This is a genomic window from Micrococcaceae bacterium Sec5.8 (assembly GCA_039636775.1).
Taxonomy (GTDB): Bacteria; Actinomycetota; Actinomycetes; order Actinomycetales; family Micrococcaceae; genus Arthrobacter.
On record CP143429.1, the window covers coordinates 2,468,046 to 2,483,541 of the forward strand.

General features: G+C 59.9%; 12 protein-coding genes. 2 read left to right on the top strand and 10 right to left on the bottom strand.

From position 1 onward, the window contains the following. The first annotated feature begins 9 nt into the window (after nucleotides 1-9). Both istB and VUN84_11365 read left to right on the top strand, forming a co-directional pair. Nucleotides 10-711, top strand: coding sequence for an IS21-like element helper ATPase IstB (gene istB / locus VUN84_11360; protein XAS65836.1), 702 nt, complete (start codon nucleotides 10-12; stop codon nucleotides 709-711). A 118-nt stretch (nucleotides 712-829) separates the two neighbouring features. Further along, the gene (locus VUN84_11365) at nucleotides 830-1,606 is read left to right on the top strand and encodes a transposase (GenBank protein ID XAS62918.1); all 777 of its coding nucleotides are present in this window, start codon (nucleotides 830-832) and stop codon (nucleotides 1,604-1,606) included. A gap of 153 nt (nucleotides 1,607-1,759) precedes the next feature. Here VUN84_11365 and VUN84_11370 read toward each other — a convergent pair whose 3' ends face one another. The 10 genes from VUN84_11370 to VUN84_11415 form a co-directional block, all read right to left on the bottom strand. Continuing rightward, nucleotides 1,760-2,842, bottom strand: coding sequence for a glycosyltransferase family 4 protein (locus VUN84_11370; GenBank protein XAS62919.1), 1,083 nt, complete (start codon nucleotides 2,840-2,842; stop codon nucleotides 1,760-1,762). A 5-nt stretch (nucleotides 2,843-2,847) separates the two neighbouring features. Beyond that, nucleotides 2,848-3,531, bottom strand: coding sequence for a hypothetical protein (locus VUN84_11375; GenBank protein XAS62920.1), 684 nt, complete (start codon nucleotides 3,529-3,531; stop codon nucleotides 2,848-2,850). After that, complete coding sequence (locus VUN84_11380) at nucleotides 3,528-5,681, bottom strand: glycosyltransferase (GenBank protein XAS62921.1); 2,154 nt, start codon at nucleotides 5,679-5,681, stop codon at nucleotides 3,528-3,530. The genes VUN84_11375 and VUN84_11380 overlap by 4 nt, the downstream gene beginning before the upstream one ends. Next, a complete protein-coding gene (locus tag VUN84_11385) occupies nucleotides 5,678-6,127 on the bottom strand; it encodes a hypothetical protein (protein ID XAS62922.1) in 450 nt (149 codons plus the stop codon). Before VUN84_11385 ends, VUN84_11380 begins: the two co-directional genes overlap by 4 nt. 167 nt (nucleotides 6,128-6,294) lie before the next feature. Next, a complete protein-coding gene (locus tag VUN84_11390; GenBank protein ID XAS62923.1) occupies nucleotides 6,295-7,200 on the bottom strand; it encodes a hypothetical protein in 906 nt (301 codons plus the stop codon). Next, nucleotides 7,197-9,491, bottom strand: coding sequence for a glycosyltransferase family A protein (locus tag VUN84_11395; protein XAS62924.1), 2,295 nt, complete (start codon nucleotides 9,489-9,491; stop codon nucleotides 7,197-7,199). The genes VUN84_11390 and VUN84_11395 overlap by 4 nt, the downstream gene beginning before the upstream one ends. Continuing rightward, entirely contained in the window at nucleotides 9,488-11,419 is a 1,932-nt protein-coding gene (locus VUN84_11400; GenBank protein ID XAS62925.1) for a glycosyltransferase, read from the bottom strand. Before VUN84_11400 ends, VUN84_11395 begins: the two co-directional genes overlap by 4 nt. Nucleotides 11,420-11,423: 4 nt before the next feature. Then, a complete protein-coding gene (locus VUN84_11405) occupies nucleotides 11,424-12,227 on the bottom strand; it encodes a hypothetical protein (GenBank protein ID XAS62926.1) in 804 nt (267 codons plus the stop codon). A 25-nt stretch (nucleotides 12,228-12,252) separates the two neighbouring features. Further along, nucleotides 12,253-13,563 carry a UDP-N-acetyl-D-mannosamine dehydrogenase gene (gene wecC, locus VUN84_11410; GenBank protein XAS62927.1) on the bottom strand — a complete coding sequence of 437 codons (1,311 nt, stop codon included), beginning with the start codon at nucleotides 13,561-13,563 and terminating at the stop codon, nucleotides 12,253-12,255. 8 nt (nucleotides 13,564-13,571) lie between these two features. Continuing rightward, entirely contained in the window at nucleotides 13,572-15,494 is a 1,923-nt protein-coding gene (locus tag VUN84_11415) for a glycosyltransferase (protein XAS62928.1), read from the bottom strand. Nucleotides 15,495-15,496: the final 2 nt, after the last annotated feature.

Below are 15,496 nucleotides of genomic sequence, written 5' to 3' on the forward strand. Positions count from 1 at the left end.
GCGCCACGGATCAGCGATGGGTTCCGCCGTCTCGGGGACCAGGCCCGGGACGCCGGCTGGTCGCACGAGGAGTACCTGGCCGCCGTGCTCTCCCGTGAAGTCTCCGAACGCGAAGCCTCCGGAGCGGCGACCCGGATCAAAGCCGCGAGGTTCCCGGCACACAAGGACCTCGAGGAGTTCAACTTCGACCACCAGCCCTCCGCGGACCGGAACCTTATCGCGCATCTGGGCACCGGCGTCTTCCTTGCCGAGGCCAAAAACGTGGTCCTCCTCGGGCCGCCAGGCACCGGCAAAACCCATCTCGCGGTCGGAATCGGCATCAAGGCAGCCAAGGCCGGGCACAGGGTCCTCTTCGACTCCGCGACCGGCTGGGTCGCCCGGCTGCAGGAGGCTCATTCCCGCGGGAAACTAGCCCAGGAACTGGTGAAACTACGCCGCTACGGGCTCCTCATAATTGACGAAGTAGGCTATATCACGTTTGACCAGGACGCCGCGAACCTGTTCTTCCAGCTGGTCTCCAGCCGCTACGAACACGCCTCGATGATCCTAACGTCCAACCTACCCTTCGCCCGGTGGGGCGACGTCTTCGGGGACCTGACCATCGCCTCGGCCATGATCGACCGGATCGTCCACCACGCCGACGTCATCAGCCTCAAAGGCAACAGCTACCGACTCAAAAAACACCAACCCACCGCCGGTACGGCACAATAGAACGAACAACAAGTGGCCCTGTTTTCAAATGGCACTAATGGCCCTGTTTTGGGTTGGCGTTAACACTCGGACACGAAACTCACACAGACACTGGACTTCTATCTGGGGACCCAACCACGTGCGCTACTTCCAGGACCAGTCAACGAAGGCGTGGACGCGGTTCGAGCCGTGGATGACGACCATCGTGGATCTGGACACCGGCCAGGTCTTGGGCGTGGTGGACGGCCGTGACCACAAGGGCGTCGGCGACTGGCTCTTCGCCCGGCCGCTCGACTGGCGCCTCGGCGTGCAGGTCGTGGCAATTGATCCGTCCGCGGCGTTCCGTAAAGCATTGCGGATGTGGCTTCCCCGCACCGCTGTCGCGGTAGATCACTTCCACCTGATCTCGCACGCCAACCAGGCCATGACCGAAACCCGGCAGAACCTCTCACAGCAGGTCAAGGGCCGGCGCGGCCGAGCCGTCGACAAGGCCTGGGCCCACCGCATGCTGCTGCTGCGCGCCGGCGACCAGCTCAGCCCAAGGGCCGCCCTCCGGCTGGAGGAAGTCTTCGCTGTCGATAATCCGACGGGCGCGCTCCAGGCGGTCTGGAAAGTCAAGGAACAGCTCCGGGCCCTGCTCCGCACCGGCTCACTGGAGGACGCCGAGGCGGCCAAGAACGAACTCGAGGCACTCGTCAAGGCAGCCGGCCGGCCCGAAACCAACCGGCTCTACCGCACCGTCTGCAGGTGGTGGAAAGAGATCGAGGTACTGATCATCACCGGCGCCACAACAGGCAAAGTCGAAGCCAACAACACGTCGATCAAAAACATCAAACGCACCGCCCGCGGGTACCGCAACCCCGCCAACTACAAATCCGTTATCCTCTTGAGAAGTGCCGTCCGGACGGCGGCATGATGCTCATCTCAGGGATCCACTTCCCCACGAACCGTGAAGAGCCCAGTAACCTCCATCTGAACAAGACCGCAAGAGCTTCAACACAAACCCCGAAGAACTTAGACCTCGATAACAGAGACGTGTCCAGACCGCCCCAAGTGCTCGGTCGCTGAACTACCTGGACGCAAACGTGGTGAGTGCTTCGACCATTCTAACCGCCGTATTTTGCTGACTCCGGTCGGCAAGAATCCTGGCACGACCCTCAATTTGAGCTTCCGCGTACGAATTAGGTATCAACATCTGTTGAAGATTATCTTCCAGTTTGACTATGTCTTTACCCACTATTGGATAATCCGCAAAGTTGGACCAGACACCGATTTCCAGGTTTGACCCAATTTGAAGTCCTGCGATTCCCCTGGCTCCGGCAGCCAAGCATGGAGTACCAACAGCCAAGCTCTGCATTGCCCCTCGCCCAGCCGACACGCTGAAGACAGCCCTATTCATTAGCCGTGGAACAGTATCAGCTGGCACCCATCCTCGCATTTCAACTGAAATATTTGGATAGTCCTCGATAAACTTTTCCAGCTCAAGTTCGACTCTGCCTCGCTCGGGACCATCCCCCAAGACTACGACATCCCAGTGGATATGATCAGCATGACGAGAAAGCTGCTCGATCAGGAGTTTGAGGGCCGTCACTTGGCTACGCTTATCTTTGTCTATCCTGGAGGCCATGACGACTAAACCGCGCCCATCCGCCGTCTTTTCATCCAGCGCCAAAAGAGGATATGCAAATCTATCCATGTCTACGCCATTCGGAGCTACTCGTACTCGCTCCGGGTCAATTCGGCAAAGGTCAACGAGCAAATCACCGATTTGTTCAGTTGTCACCAAGAACCCGTCAACTAAATGCTGCCAGGTGTAGACAAAGTCATGGTGAAACCCATGAAACATGGCAACGAGTCTGGTCTCCATGATCTCGTTGACGAATAGGGCAAACTTCCTCGAATGGAATGGCTGCGCAAATATAAGGTCGTAGCGGGGGCCTCTGCGGATTTCTTCCGCAACGGGGCCCCAATCGGACCAGTCGACACGGATGACATCAGCGCCGGATTCTTCCCCTTTCTCCGCCACTAAGCCGTCCTGCAGAACAAGCGTGACTTCGTGTCCGCATTTAACAAGCGTCGTTGCGGCACTAATGACGTATTCGTGTAGCCCGCCCCATTCAGCAACTGTGTAGGCCGGTATCAAAATCTTCATGGCATCTACCCCCGGGGTGAAATCGCAGATGAATCGCTGGATCGGTCAATCTCCAAGCCCAAGCCGACGGAGCCGAGAAGATTACCGAGGGCTGCAAGCTGGCGGTCGGGTACCTCGTCGTCCGCCCGACAAATGATGGTGGAAATCTGCAGATCGGCCGCAAAGAGAACCGCGACGGCCATGAACGGGTACATGCGCTCTCCGACAGAACGCTGTTGTGCGTGCAGCCAGGCATTGCTGGATAGGGTCAATTGATCAAAAGAGAATAACCTGCCGGTGACCAGATCGGAACGGACCACATTCAGGCCGATTCTCCGAGTTCCATCGAGTTTGTTAATCCGATCTAGTCCGAGAGGTGCATCCTGTTCGAGTGCAAGCTCGAGTCCACCCGGCCACGTGAGCGTCCCAGCTCCCGATGTGACGTTTGTTGGAACAATCGGCCCGTTACTGGAGAAAAGGCTGATGGCCGCAGCAACCTTCGAGGACATTGCAAACGGAGCGTTGAATCTTCCCCCCATATGCGAGCCGAAAACCAAAATAGCAGCGACGGCCGCGCGGTCGGCCCAGTTTTTCGCCGGAGAGGCGTCCATCCAAAATTCCGAAACTACCGGATGAGTGTCCAAATATTCGAGATCGTGCGCCTTCAGCCCCGCACGACCCGATTTGTCGTTATTCCAGGAAACTTTCATAATCCGTTCACCAATTCTTGAATGCGTAGCTCGGTAACTTCCGTATCCAGCCCGTCGCCGGAACGCCGATAAATTGCCAGGTCGGCATCTTCCCTGTCGTCCACCGCGCGTACATAAGCCCGTAGCGCCTTCGGTTCATCTTCAAAAAGGTAGACGGTAAATGCGAAGCGGTAGTCTTGTCTGATAGCCAGACTGATCTGTCTTGTTCGATCGGCCGCTTCTGCGACACCAACCGGCGGTCGAGCACCATCTGAGTTGGTCCAAATGATAGCCGCAGGTGTCCGACCCGGCTTCGCCAAGGTACCCGTCAGTCCCTGAAGCCGACCGCGAATGGCCCGGTCAAGGACTTCCGCAGGATCCTGAATAGGCACCTCCGCTGATGGGGCCAGCTTGCCCTCCAGCCGGCCGTGAACGCGCAAATTCCGCATCAGTGCCAGGTCTCCAAGGGTGACATTCAGGAATTCGGCGTACTCCCCGACAATCTGTCCAGTTTCATCCTCCTCGCAGAGGATATAACTGGTGCTCTTGAGCTTTTGCAGGCGACTGGCCTTGTTGGCCACATTGCCTTGAACGTGGAGTGTGCGTAAGGCGAGGTGATCAGGTAAGTACGTGCCAAAGCTTTCTTCGAGATTGCCCTTCTCGGGAATCTTGGGCCATAGGATTGCCTTGCTGTCTTCTCTGAGGGTAGCCAAGTCGTCATCGGAGCCTGCGAACTGAAGCATGAACCGAGATAATTCAGCAGCGTACTTCTGCCGTTTGCCGTCAGAATTACTGACCTGCGTGGGGTGCATGCGGCGCAGGAAGAGCACTTTTCCCGTGTGTACCCAGGAGACGCCGGCCCGCATCATGCGCAGGGCCAGATTGTGGTCGACCGCGCTGGAGAGAGACTCATTATACCTAAACTGCCTGACGAGGCGTGTTTCCACCAGCCATGTCGCATGGCCCGGTGTCTGGCCCGTCACGAGTGAAACGGGCATACAAAATTGCTCCCTGATGACATGGAGCACCATCTCGCCGGTAACATTGTCGAAGTTGACCCAGGAGCCGTAGCTCGCCTGGACACCTGCTCTTATCCCAGAAAGGCTGACTTCGAGTCGCCAAGGGAGCATGATGTCGTCGTCATCGTGGACTGCCGTAAAAGTTCCGCGAGAGGTATCTGCGATCATGTTCCGCGCTGCCGCAATGCCCTGATTTTCTTGGTACAGATACCTGATTCGTTCGTCGTCGAATGACCTCACAACATTCTGGGTGTCATCAGTCGACCCATCGTCCACAATGATTAGTTCGAAATCGTCAACCGTCTGCATGAGGACAGAGTTGATGCTATCTCGCAGATAGTCAGCCCGATTGTAAGTCGCGATTGCCACAGTGACTAGAGGTGGCGCATCATCCGGCCTGTAACTCCAGCTCGTAACATTACGAATGTAGGACTCGTCGAGCTCGAGACGGTTGATCATTTCTGCGATCTCTGCAGCAGAATTCGCAGCTACCACGACGTCAGCTTCAGCGACAGCTGGAGCTACGAAACAACGGATTGCCTCCGAAGACCTTTGGCTTAACTCCACACCCATGCGCTTGAGTCGCAACTTTAGATCACAAAATGCGTGAGAACTCGACGCCATTTTCTCGTCGAAGCCGCGTAGCTGCAACAGCGATTTCCTATCGACCATAATAGGACTTCCTGGAGCCAGCACCGAACGACTCGGAGGGACTCGGCTCACGTCGGCCCAAGAAACCTTATCTTCTAGAACTTTTAAAGCTAAGTCTTCCGGCAGATCGCGGGCGGGGATCAATACCAAACGCCCGGAACCACTCTGGAAGGATCCTATGGCCTCCTCAAGGCCGAAAGGTGCAAAGACCATGCAGTCATCTAAGGCGAGGATGACGTCACCTGTTGCGTGGCAGAAGCCTGCGTTCATTCTGACCCCGGCACTGTCCTCGGGTTCGGTGGCGACCACATGAAGTCTGGACGCAGTACGCCCACGCAGCTCCGCTTCGACTGCTGCAGCAGATTCGGTGTCAATAAGCACAACAAATTCGCCAGGGACAGCGCCCAAAGCAGCCTCAATCGAACGGATGGACAGTCCTATCCGGGCTGCACTCGAACCGATGGCACTGATAATGACTGAGGCGGTAGCACGGGCGGTCAAATGGAACTCCTTAAAGGCACTGTGCGGACAATACTATGAACCGGGCCGGAGGCAGCAGTCACGCTGGGCAACTCCAACTGGGAATACCAGAGCCTGCCAAATACGGTTGAAATTTCATCCGCAGCCAATTTGGTATGCCAAGCACGTACACCAATAGTCACAGAATCGAAAGAGAGCTCACTGGAAAGCACGCCAGGAATTCTTACAATCGCCCCGATTCGCATGGCGGGAACATAAGCAAAAGATCGCTGCAAAGATTTGGAAAAACCCCACCCTAGGTCGCGGGGATCTAGCATTTTCTCGCCTCGAGACACACCCTCAAGCGTTAAAATAAAATGCTTGTCCGCTGGCACATTGGCCAAGGCTTGAACGCCTACGGAAATAGAATTCCGCGGAACTAGAAGCTTAATCTCATAATCATGAAGTAAATCGTTATTGACAATCAATCTCTGTCCTAATATTAGTCGGTTTGATTCTATTCCGCACGGCTCTAACTTTCGGATACCGCTAACACGATAAACACCTCATCCGACCAGGGTGATCCTACAAGCCCTTCAATGGGGGTCGGGCCTCAAGATTCGACTTTCTTAGAATCGGACAGCGTGTAGATCCGTCACCCATTCGCCTCCCCGCCGAGTTTCACCCCGAAAAACTCTTGGTGTGCCTCTTGGATGTGCCGCAGGAATCGACCCCGGGAAGGCGGTTCGTGCCCATTCGACATTGGTTCCAGGACGAGACGAAGACGTCCAGTCGGATCCATCCCTCCCGTGGCGGGATCAATCGAGCGCACTTCAGCGAACGGCGTGTAGTGCTTGTCGACATGATCCCCATCATTTGAATTCTGAACGTAGCGCACGTAGTTCGGAATGTCAGGATCCGCGTATAGCCTGCGAAGGTTCACTCGCTCTGGAAAGTCTTTTTCAACACTGTCGATGGTGGGATGATCAGGGAAAGCCGCATTCACTAGGACCTTGGCAACCCACGGAATGTAATCGCCCACGCGAGTCTGCGGCGAAAAACTAACGGCCACTGACCCAGGTAAGCGATGGGAAATTGCCATAGCTGCAAATCCTCCTCCACTGGACCCAACGAGAATGATGTGCTCGTAGCCGCCGTCAGCAGCGACTTGCTTTACAACGGCGGCAATGTCCGCGGCGATGTTCTGCTCCTTAGTGCCGATGTACCAACCAAGGGGAATGTTATCTCCCAAGGCAAGTGTAGTGTCGGCAAAAAGAAGAGCTGCTGCATTCAAATGGCCAAGAGTCCTGCGCCACTCAAAGCGAGGGAGCTGATACTTGGACCGCTGCAGTGAGCCATGAAATGTCACTATCAACGTTTTAGATACTTTGGGTGCATATAGTCCCACTACGTCCAGCGGACCCTCTGAGGAGGTGGCCAGTACGAACTCATACGGCTCTGCTGCGAGATGGTCGATCTCGGCGGCCGAGCCCAAACGGCGGATTTCGACGTCATTCCGATCGTCCCAAGCCGTCTCCTGGGTTGATTTTTGTAGGTTCACGGATTCGCTCCTGCTTCAGTCGCGCCCACAATGGAGCCTGTCAGTGCCTGCGGAGAGTTCTCCGCAGGCATCATGGGAAAGGTCTGCGGGGCCGCCCGAACCACGTGGTCAGCGATGGACTTTCGCCCGTGCCCCGACTCAGTGATTATCCGCAAGGACCGCTCATTTAGCGGAACCCATCGGATGGAAGCACCAAATATCGTCAGCAGGTTTCGTTCCACCGTCCCGACCTCGTATTTGTGTTCGTCCGTCTCCCAGTTGTAGGGCGGCTCGTCCGTCCACACGGATACGTGCTCCGCCACATGGCCGCTGCGTAGTTCGCGGCTGTACTGGAACGCAGTGGGATCGTAAACGTTGACCTCGACGGATCGGACGCGGTCTGTGACCTCTACCCGGGCAAGGCGCCCGTCGTGGAAAGCGTCCTTGAGCTCGTTCGAGAACGACTTGTCGATGGCAACCGTGTGGAGAATGCTCGGAAAGTGCATAAGCCCAATTCGTTGTTCGTCCAATTCCGCAGCCGCCAGATGTTCCATCATGAGCATGCTCACGAGGGAATCCGATCCAAAGTCACCGACGAGCAGGATATCAAGTTCGATCTCGGGCTGGGCAGCACCTGCCGGGAGAAATCGCGGCGGTGCCGGAAACGAGCGCTTCGCCAGCGGAAACTCTAGGTAGCCGGTGTGCTGCCCGGTCCGGATCATCTTGTGCCAGTGCTCGTAAGAGTCACGGTAGGACACTCGGTCCGGCGATCTGTAGCCGAGACGAAAATCGTCCATAGAAAGGTTCGATTCCCCCACGAGAGACAGTGTTAGAGGAGCCTCAGACACTTCTAGAGGCGCTTGGCTATTGACGAGGGCGTGGTACCGCAGGATGAACTCAGTATCAGCGGCCTTCCTTACAGAATCCCAGTGGCCGAGGCGCTCCCGGATGGTGGAAGTGTGGAACATCGCGGAAACGTGGGCCGGCGTGATGTAGGCTCCCCGCCACCCGCGATAGTGGAAGAAGAGGTCCTGGTCCGCCCGAGTCCAAGGCGCGGAAACGAGTCTGCCGTCGGTCTGCTGCAGGGCACCCCGGACAAGAAGATCGATTTTTTGTGGGTGTTGCCAATCATCGCCGTCGAAAATCGTTATGAATTCGCCTTTAGCCATCGAGTAGCCGATGTTGCGAGACGTATAGGCACCTGCGTTGGGTTTGTTCAACACCACCCTGATACGGCCGTCAACGGCCAGCCACCTATTGAGCCGTCTGCCCGCTTCCCCCCCTGAGCCGTCGTCGACAATAATGACTTCAATGTTTCGATAACTTTGGTTCAGAGCCGACTGGATCGCGAGATCGGTGTACTCGTCCGGCCTATATACGGGCATGACTATGCTGACCAGCGGTCCGACCGTTACAGCCTCCGGTACTTCTGCGCTCAAGCGAAGAAAGGCCGGTGCCGTACCCTCGGTCAGAACAATCCGAGCCAGTCCCGCCCCCTCGTAGATTTCGTTGATTTCGTTGAGCCACAGTTCGGAGTCTGCTACATCGTCCTTGAACGGATTGGCTGCGTTGGCACGGTAAAGATGGAGGTCATTGGCGTTCAACTCGTCAGCCTTGTAAAGATGCTGAAGCCTGATCACCTCATCACCTTGCCCCGTTCGAGCTAGGGCGTCGAGAAAGAATTCCCCGCGACGCTTCTCCCGGAATGGCTTTGCACCGAGTCGTTGGTAAACATATTTGTACAAGGTGGCAGCGTTGAGAATATCGTCCTGAAGAATGCTTTGGCGGAAGCACAGGTCGCCCAGATGCAGTAGTACCGAGCGGGGTATCTTCTCGATGACAGGCTCCACACTCCGCCGGGTCTTCCCGCCGATCCGATACATCTCCAGCGCTATGGCCAGATCTCGCCAGCCCCACTGGCCGGCGGTAGCCGAACTGACGAGGACATCGCGGCCGTCAACGGACCGCAGCTTGGTCAGACGCTGGGCGAGCCGCGCCTTAGGGATTCGGGATCGTGCACCCCACTCAGAAAGGGCCCCGGGCCGCGGGTGAGCCGGCTTTGCGGGAAGATTTCGGGGCGCAGCGGCGGCGCGCTGGGCTGCACGCCGGGACGACTTTAGCAGCTTATCGACGTGGAACGCCCCCCCTGCCAAAGCGGCAGCAAGCACCGTCACTGCCAGACCCAGAAGCAACGGGTTGCGCGCGTAGGCAGCAATGACAACCAGGGCTAATAGGACAACGAAGGAAGCAGCGGCCGCTTTCTTCTTCGGGGACAGGTGTGCAAATCTACGTAAAGCTTGTTGAAAGTTCATTCCCTGAGCATCCTAAGCGAACGGTTTGGTGGTGTTAAAAACTGAGAGGGGATCGACGTCGAGGCGAAATGACTGCGCATTGCATTGATCCGTTTTCCTGAGGGGCTGTCCGGAACCGCGCCGATTTGCGGCGGGGGTCGGAATCCGTCCCACTGCTCAGCGACACTTTGCAGAAAAATGCTGTCGTCCGGATTCCACGTGTGGCCGCCGTGCGAGTTTCCACCGGAATGGCGGTGCATCATATAGTTCTGGCCGTGTGAACGGTACACGAGGCCGCCAGCGGCTTGGACAGCCTGCAAAAGGCACCGATCGACGGCGCGATGAACGGGTCGCCATCCCCCCACTTGGCGAAGGTCATCCCGACCCAGCATAATCGTACCGCCAGCCACGTGGTCCGAATACTGCTCCCCGAGCGGAGGCCTGCGGGTGGTGATGTCCAAGCTTTCCAGGTACACGAATTCAACCTGGGAGCCCACCACGGTGGCACCACTGTAATCCTTGGCGTGGACGAGGTCCCGGAGGTGGTGCGAGCCGTACCAGTCGTCGTCGTCCATTTTGCAGACAAGGTCACCGCTGGCTGCCGCGACGCCGACGTTCAGCACCTCGCCAAAAACCATGTCGGCTGGAACTGAGCGCAGCTGCAGCTCGCCGGGATAAGCCTCGACGGCGGGGCGGACCTCCGGCAGGTCCGCGGCGAAGCCGTGCAGCACCACGACCACTTCCACAGAGCTCCAGCTTTGGCGTGCCAGCTGCTCCAAGGCGGATGCCAGCTTTTCAGGCCTGCGGGTGGCCAGCACCACGCTCACGGAGGGCAGTGGAAGCAGCGGTTTGCCCAGCCCGCCAAGCACTCCGTTCCAAACGGCCTTCGGGCTGAAGAGGTCCAAGGCCGTCCGCCGCAACCCGATCGACTTCGATTCCCGCAGCACCGGCGGGTCGGAGGCGTCGAACGTCTCGATGTGCTCCAGAAGCTCATCCCCCAACAGGGAACGCACCGGCGCGGACAACCCGCGGGCCAGTAGCGGTACGCCTGCGACGGCCAGCTGGCTCAGGCGACGCGCCAGCTGCCAGTCCTGGCCGTCGAATCGGGCGCCGTCCACTCCAAGATAGCCGTGCGGCCGCAAAGCGGCGAGATCTGCTTCGCACAGGACGCCGTCAGCGCCGATTTCGGACGGCTCGAGGACCCGCACCGGCTTGTCCGGGTACGGCAGGAAGCCCGTGGGTGAGATGACTGCGGTATCGACGGGAGGCAGGACCGTCCCTGTCGGAGTCCAGACCGGCGGGGTTATCCGCCCGGGGTGGACCGGGGTATCCTCGCTGAGCTGCTGCGAGAGATGGCTGCGCCCGATCAGCACGTCGACGGGATAGATGTCATCCGGCTCGGGCCGCAGGAGGTGTTTTGTCATGAAGCTGCCAAGCGCGTCCCCGGTCAGCCAGACGCTGTCAGCTGGGTCGGTGAACCCCACCCGCAGTCCCCCCAGCACAGGCGGGCGGGTCACAGGCGAACAGCAAGTCAGTGCCGCGATGGCGGCTGTATGGACATTCACCCATATCCCCCCTGTCACCACCACAGCGAGGCCGAGCCCGGGCACAGTCAGTGCGGAGGTGCCGACCTTGTTCTGGAGGCTGCGCGGAGTCCAGACCTGCATGTCCTCTGGCGGGAACAGTCCCCGCACGACCAGAACGAAGCGATGCGCCCGTCCCTCGCTGCGGAACAACGGGAGCAACGTCCGGGCCTCGGCCAGGGAATCCGCTTGCACAACGTAGCTGTCCCACCACAACTGGTCCGCCAATACGCCGTGCTCCCAATCGGATGCTTCGCGCGGAGCGCGGTGCTCCCAGTCCGTGCCGGCGTAGTCCAGCCCGAGGTCCAGGGCCAGCTGGGCCAGGGAATGATTTGCGCAGCCCACCGCCACGCTCTTGATCTGCATGCGGCTAACTCCCGGCCCGGCCGGCGCGTGCCTTGAGCCGGACCAGGATGTAGGCGGGACCCTTGCGGGCGATCGCCCGGGCACGTGAAATGCCGCGGTTCGGGGCAAGCCCCTGCTCCAGGCGGCGGCGCTCAACCTCGGACTTCTTCAAACGCGCCTCCAGGTCCCGGATCCGCTGCTCGTAGTCCATGCGGGTAGCGCTATCCGCCAAATCCCGGACCACAATGTTCAGGTCGAGGGTTGCCGCCGCGCCCCTGCGCAAGTAGAGCTTGGGCTTGGGCCGCCGGAAGTCGTGCAAGCCCAGGGCGCTGCCGGAAACCCACCGTTCGCCCCCGGCGCGGCGCGCGGACTTCTCCGGGTCCCCGGCCGCGGACAGCTCCCTCAGGGTGTTCGTTTGCCATAGCTCAACAGCACCAGGCTGCCCGTCCACCAGCGCCCTAAGGACCAGTGCACGCGTCTGCTGCAGGCTCTCAATCATCGCCTCCAGCGAGTGCGGGCCCACAGCAGTCCCGGCGGTGAGCACTAAAGTGAAGCCGGCCTCGGAAAGGTGCTGTTCCTCGATACCGATAAACGAGAAACGACGGTCGGTGGCGAGCCATTCCTGCAGCCTGGGCCGGCTGCCTGCAGGCGCCAGAATGTCAACGGCGAAGTCCTGGCAAGCGGAGCCGAAAAGTGAAGCGACGGTCGCTGCAACTTCCAGGTCTGTGGCCTTCGCGGCCCGGATCAGAATCTTGGCCAGTGGCGTCTGGCGCCATGGCGTGTGCAGGTCCTTGAGAGCGAAGCCGGCGTTGCGCAGCTCCTCCTCCACGGATTCTGAAACGGTGTGGCTTTCCCTATCCACCGACGCCGGCCCCCACCGGCGTGTGCTGGAGGCTTGCTTCCGCAAGGTCGGGCTGGTTCCAGATGCCCTTAGTGTCAATGATCTGCTTGCCTTCGAGAGACAGCGGGTCAACGGCCAGGAAGTCATCGTGGTCCACCAGGAGCATGACAAGATCTGCTGCGGCTACTGCTTCGTCCATGCTGTGGAGACGGGTTAGTCCTGACGCAGCCAGGGCCGCGGGGAGTTCCTCAACGTTCGGGTCAACAACCAGGATGGTGCTCTCCGGTAACTTCTTCACTAGTTCCTGCACGATGGTCACCGACGGCGACTCGCGGACGTCATCAATATTGGCTTTGAAGGCCAGGCCTAAGACCGCCACGGTGGCCCCCGGCCGGTCTGCCAGTGCCCTCACGGCTTGCCGGACCACATGGTGCGGTTTGGCATCGTTGACCTCGCGGGCGGTACGGATCAGCCCGGCGTGCTCAGGTGCGGCGTCGACGATGAACCACGGATCTACGGCGATGCAGTGCCCGCCCACACCGGGACCCGGGCGGAGCACGTTGACACGGGGGTGGTGGTTTGCCATTTCAATCAATTTCCAGACATCGATGCCCAGGTTGTCGCAGATCAGCGAGAGCTCGTTGGCGAAGGCGATGTTGACGTCGCGGAAGGTATTCTCCACGAGCTTGGTCATCTCAGCGGTGGTGGCATCCGTCAAAAGGATCTGACCCTGGCAAATGACCTCGTAGAGGCGCTTGGCTAGCTGTGCACCTTCCTCCGTGAGGCCGCCGATGACGCGGTCATTAGTCACGATTTCGATCATGATCCGGCCCGGCAGGACGCGCTCCGGAGAATGCACAACGTGGATCTGGTTCCGGCCGGGAGCGGCATCCAGAGAGAGGTCCGGTCGCAGTTCCGTGAGGTAGGCCCCCAGTCGTTTGGTGGTGCCCGGAGGGGACGTCGATTCCAGAACCACTAGTTCGCCTCCCCGAAGCTGTGGAGCCAGGGCTTCGACTGCGCTGCGGAGGTAGGAGAGATCGGCGCCCTTGCCCTCGGCCAGTGGGGTGGGCACCGCGATGATGTACGCGTCGGCCGCGGGAACCGTGGACATGGCCACTAGATTGCCCAGGCTGACGGCGCCTGAAACCACCACGCCCATGTCAGGCTCCACGAAGGGAACCTCACCGCGGTTGACGGCGTCCACGGTCGACTGCTTCACATCGACGCCGGCCACTCGCTTGCCTTTGGCGGCGAAGCTGGCCGCAGTGGGCAGGCCGATGTAGCCGAGCCCGATGACGGCAACATCAAAAATCGTCTCGTCCATGTCTTTCCCTAAACTAAAATGTGGTCTTCAGGCGAACCGAAGAACTGAATCATTGAAGAAGCCAGAAGCTCTTCATTGGTGATGGGCCAGGTATGCGACGACACGTCGGCGCCGCGCATCTGGCAATAATTGAACCGGTCCGCCGAGTAGATCCGCGCGCCCGCCTCGATGACGTCGCGCAGGAAGCGCGAATCCTCCCCGCGTTGCAGCGGCTCGAAGGGGAATTGCCGGAAGGTTTCGGTAGCGGCGAAAATCGTGGGTCCAGAGACTGCTTCGACGTAGCGGTGTTCCAGCTGCGGGTTCCGCAGGATGGTGGCCCCGGCACCGGCAAGGTGCATGTAGTGCGCCCGCTTGCCCACCACCGCCGCTTCGGAGTACATCATGGCGTGGACCTGGTCGCCCAGGTAGAGCGGGCTGTAAACGTCATCATCGTCCCATTTAGTGGCGAAGCGGCCGTCGGCGCGGACCACGAGCCTGTTGAGGCATTCACCGAGCAGTGTCTGCTGCGGTTCCTGGAGGACGACGGCGTCGGCAATCCCGGTTTCAAGACACTGTCGCCGGAACGCGGCGTCGTCGATCTCAAAACCATGGGCAAGGTAGACCAGCTGGACATCCACGCCCTGCTGCGCGGCCACTCCGGCCAGGACATGGGCCAGTTGCTGCGGGCGGAAACTTGATACGAGGACAGATACTTGGGCCCTGCCTGCCGCCGGGGCCGGGGCAGGCAGGGCCGCCGTCGCAATGGACTGCGCCCGGTGGGTGTAAGTGTGCTCCGACCAGATCCTGCGCTGGGCCTTATGCACCAGGCGCTCTGCATAGTCCGGGTTGGCGGTCAGTGCCTTCAGCAGGTGCGTGGCACCCTCGCGCGTGTCCGCCGTGGGAATCTCCCCCTCCGGGAAGAACTCCGTGATGGCCACGCTGGGGGTCGACACGACGCAGGTGCCAGCCGCAGTGATCTCAAAAATCCGCCGGGCACACATGGACGGCGAGTCCGTGACGGAGTTGACGTTCAGGAAGACTTTGTAGGCCTTGTAGGCGGTCAGCATCTGCTGGTAGGACAGTGACCCCACCACGTGCTTCTTCAGGACTCCCGGGAACTGGTACTGCGTTTGCTTGCCCAGCTGCCGCGAGAAGATCTCGAACCCCGGGCGTTTGCCCGCCGTCGCGTCCACGGCGGCCCCGAGCAGGTACTCCATCTGCCGCCGGCGGTCCGCATACTTGTGTGCGAAATACATCCCAGCAAAGGCTATCTCGCGGGCGTGCCAGCCGTGCCGGGGGCGGGCCGGGTTGTGGATGCGGGGCTGCGCAGCGAAGGGCAGCACGGAAATCCTGCTGTGGCCCAGGTCTGCCCGGTAGCGCGGAAGCATATTCGCGTCAGTGGTGAAGACGTGGTCGAACAAGGTCGCGGCGGGGAGGAAGTCCTCGTAGTGCGGCGGGTCTTCCTTGTTCCAGAAGACCGCCGGAACTCCGGCGGCCCGGCATCCTGAGAGCAGTTCCCGGAACACGGCCGAAGGGCCGGCAGGGCCGGTGATTTTGCCCCGCCACAGTCCGGCGTTTCCGGCCCAGGCGGACTCAACGACGACGAAGTCCAGCGCCCCGTCGCGCAACTGCTCTTCCCAGCTGTCCGGCCTGAGCACCACGACGGTCCACTCGGCAGCGAATGCCGCCGAGGAAAAGTCATCCATGATGATACCAGCGCGCAGCTCCGGATTCCGCGGTGGGGCGGCGCCGACAGCCGTTTCCCGGAAGACCAGGTGCCGGCCGCGTCCCAGGCCGCGCCAAACTCCTTCAGCACCGCGGACGCCCGCCAGACTGGCCTCGTCGCGTTCCGTTGCGCTGCGGTGGAGGTAACTTCGTACCTGGGTCATGCCGCCCTGGCGGGCGTGCCACACGGCACGGCGCCAGTAGGCCGTCTTGTCTCGAAAACCCATGG

Excerpts from the sequence above, each read along its gene's own strand:
- VUN84_11395 (XAS62924.1), bottom strand. The coding sequence starts at position 9,491 with ATGAACTTTCAACAAGCTTTACGTAGATTTGCACACCTGTCCCCGAAG.
- VUN84_11400 (XAS62925.1), bottom strand. The coding sequence starts at position 11,419 with ATGCAGATCAAGAGCGTGGCGGTGGGCTGCGCAAATCATTCCCTGGCC.
- wecC (XAS62927.1), bottom strand. The coding sequence starts at position 13,563 with ATGGACGAGACGATTTTTGATGTTGCCGTCATCGGGCTCGGCTACATC.
- VUN84_11415 (XAS62928.1), bottom strand. The coding sequence starts at position 15,494 with ATGGGTTTTCGAGACAAGACGGCCTACTGGCGCCGTGCCGTGTGGCAC.
- VUN84_11375 (XAS62920.1), bottom strand. The coding sequence starts at position 3,531 with ATGAAAGTTTCCTGGAATAACGACAAATCGGGTCGTGCGGGGCTGAAG.
- VUN84_11370 (XAS62919.1), bottom strand. The coding sequence starts at position 2,842 with ATGAAGATTTTGATACCGGCCTACACAGTTGCTGAATGGGGCGGGCTA.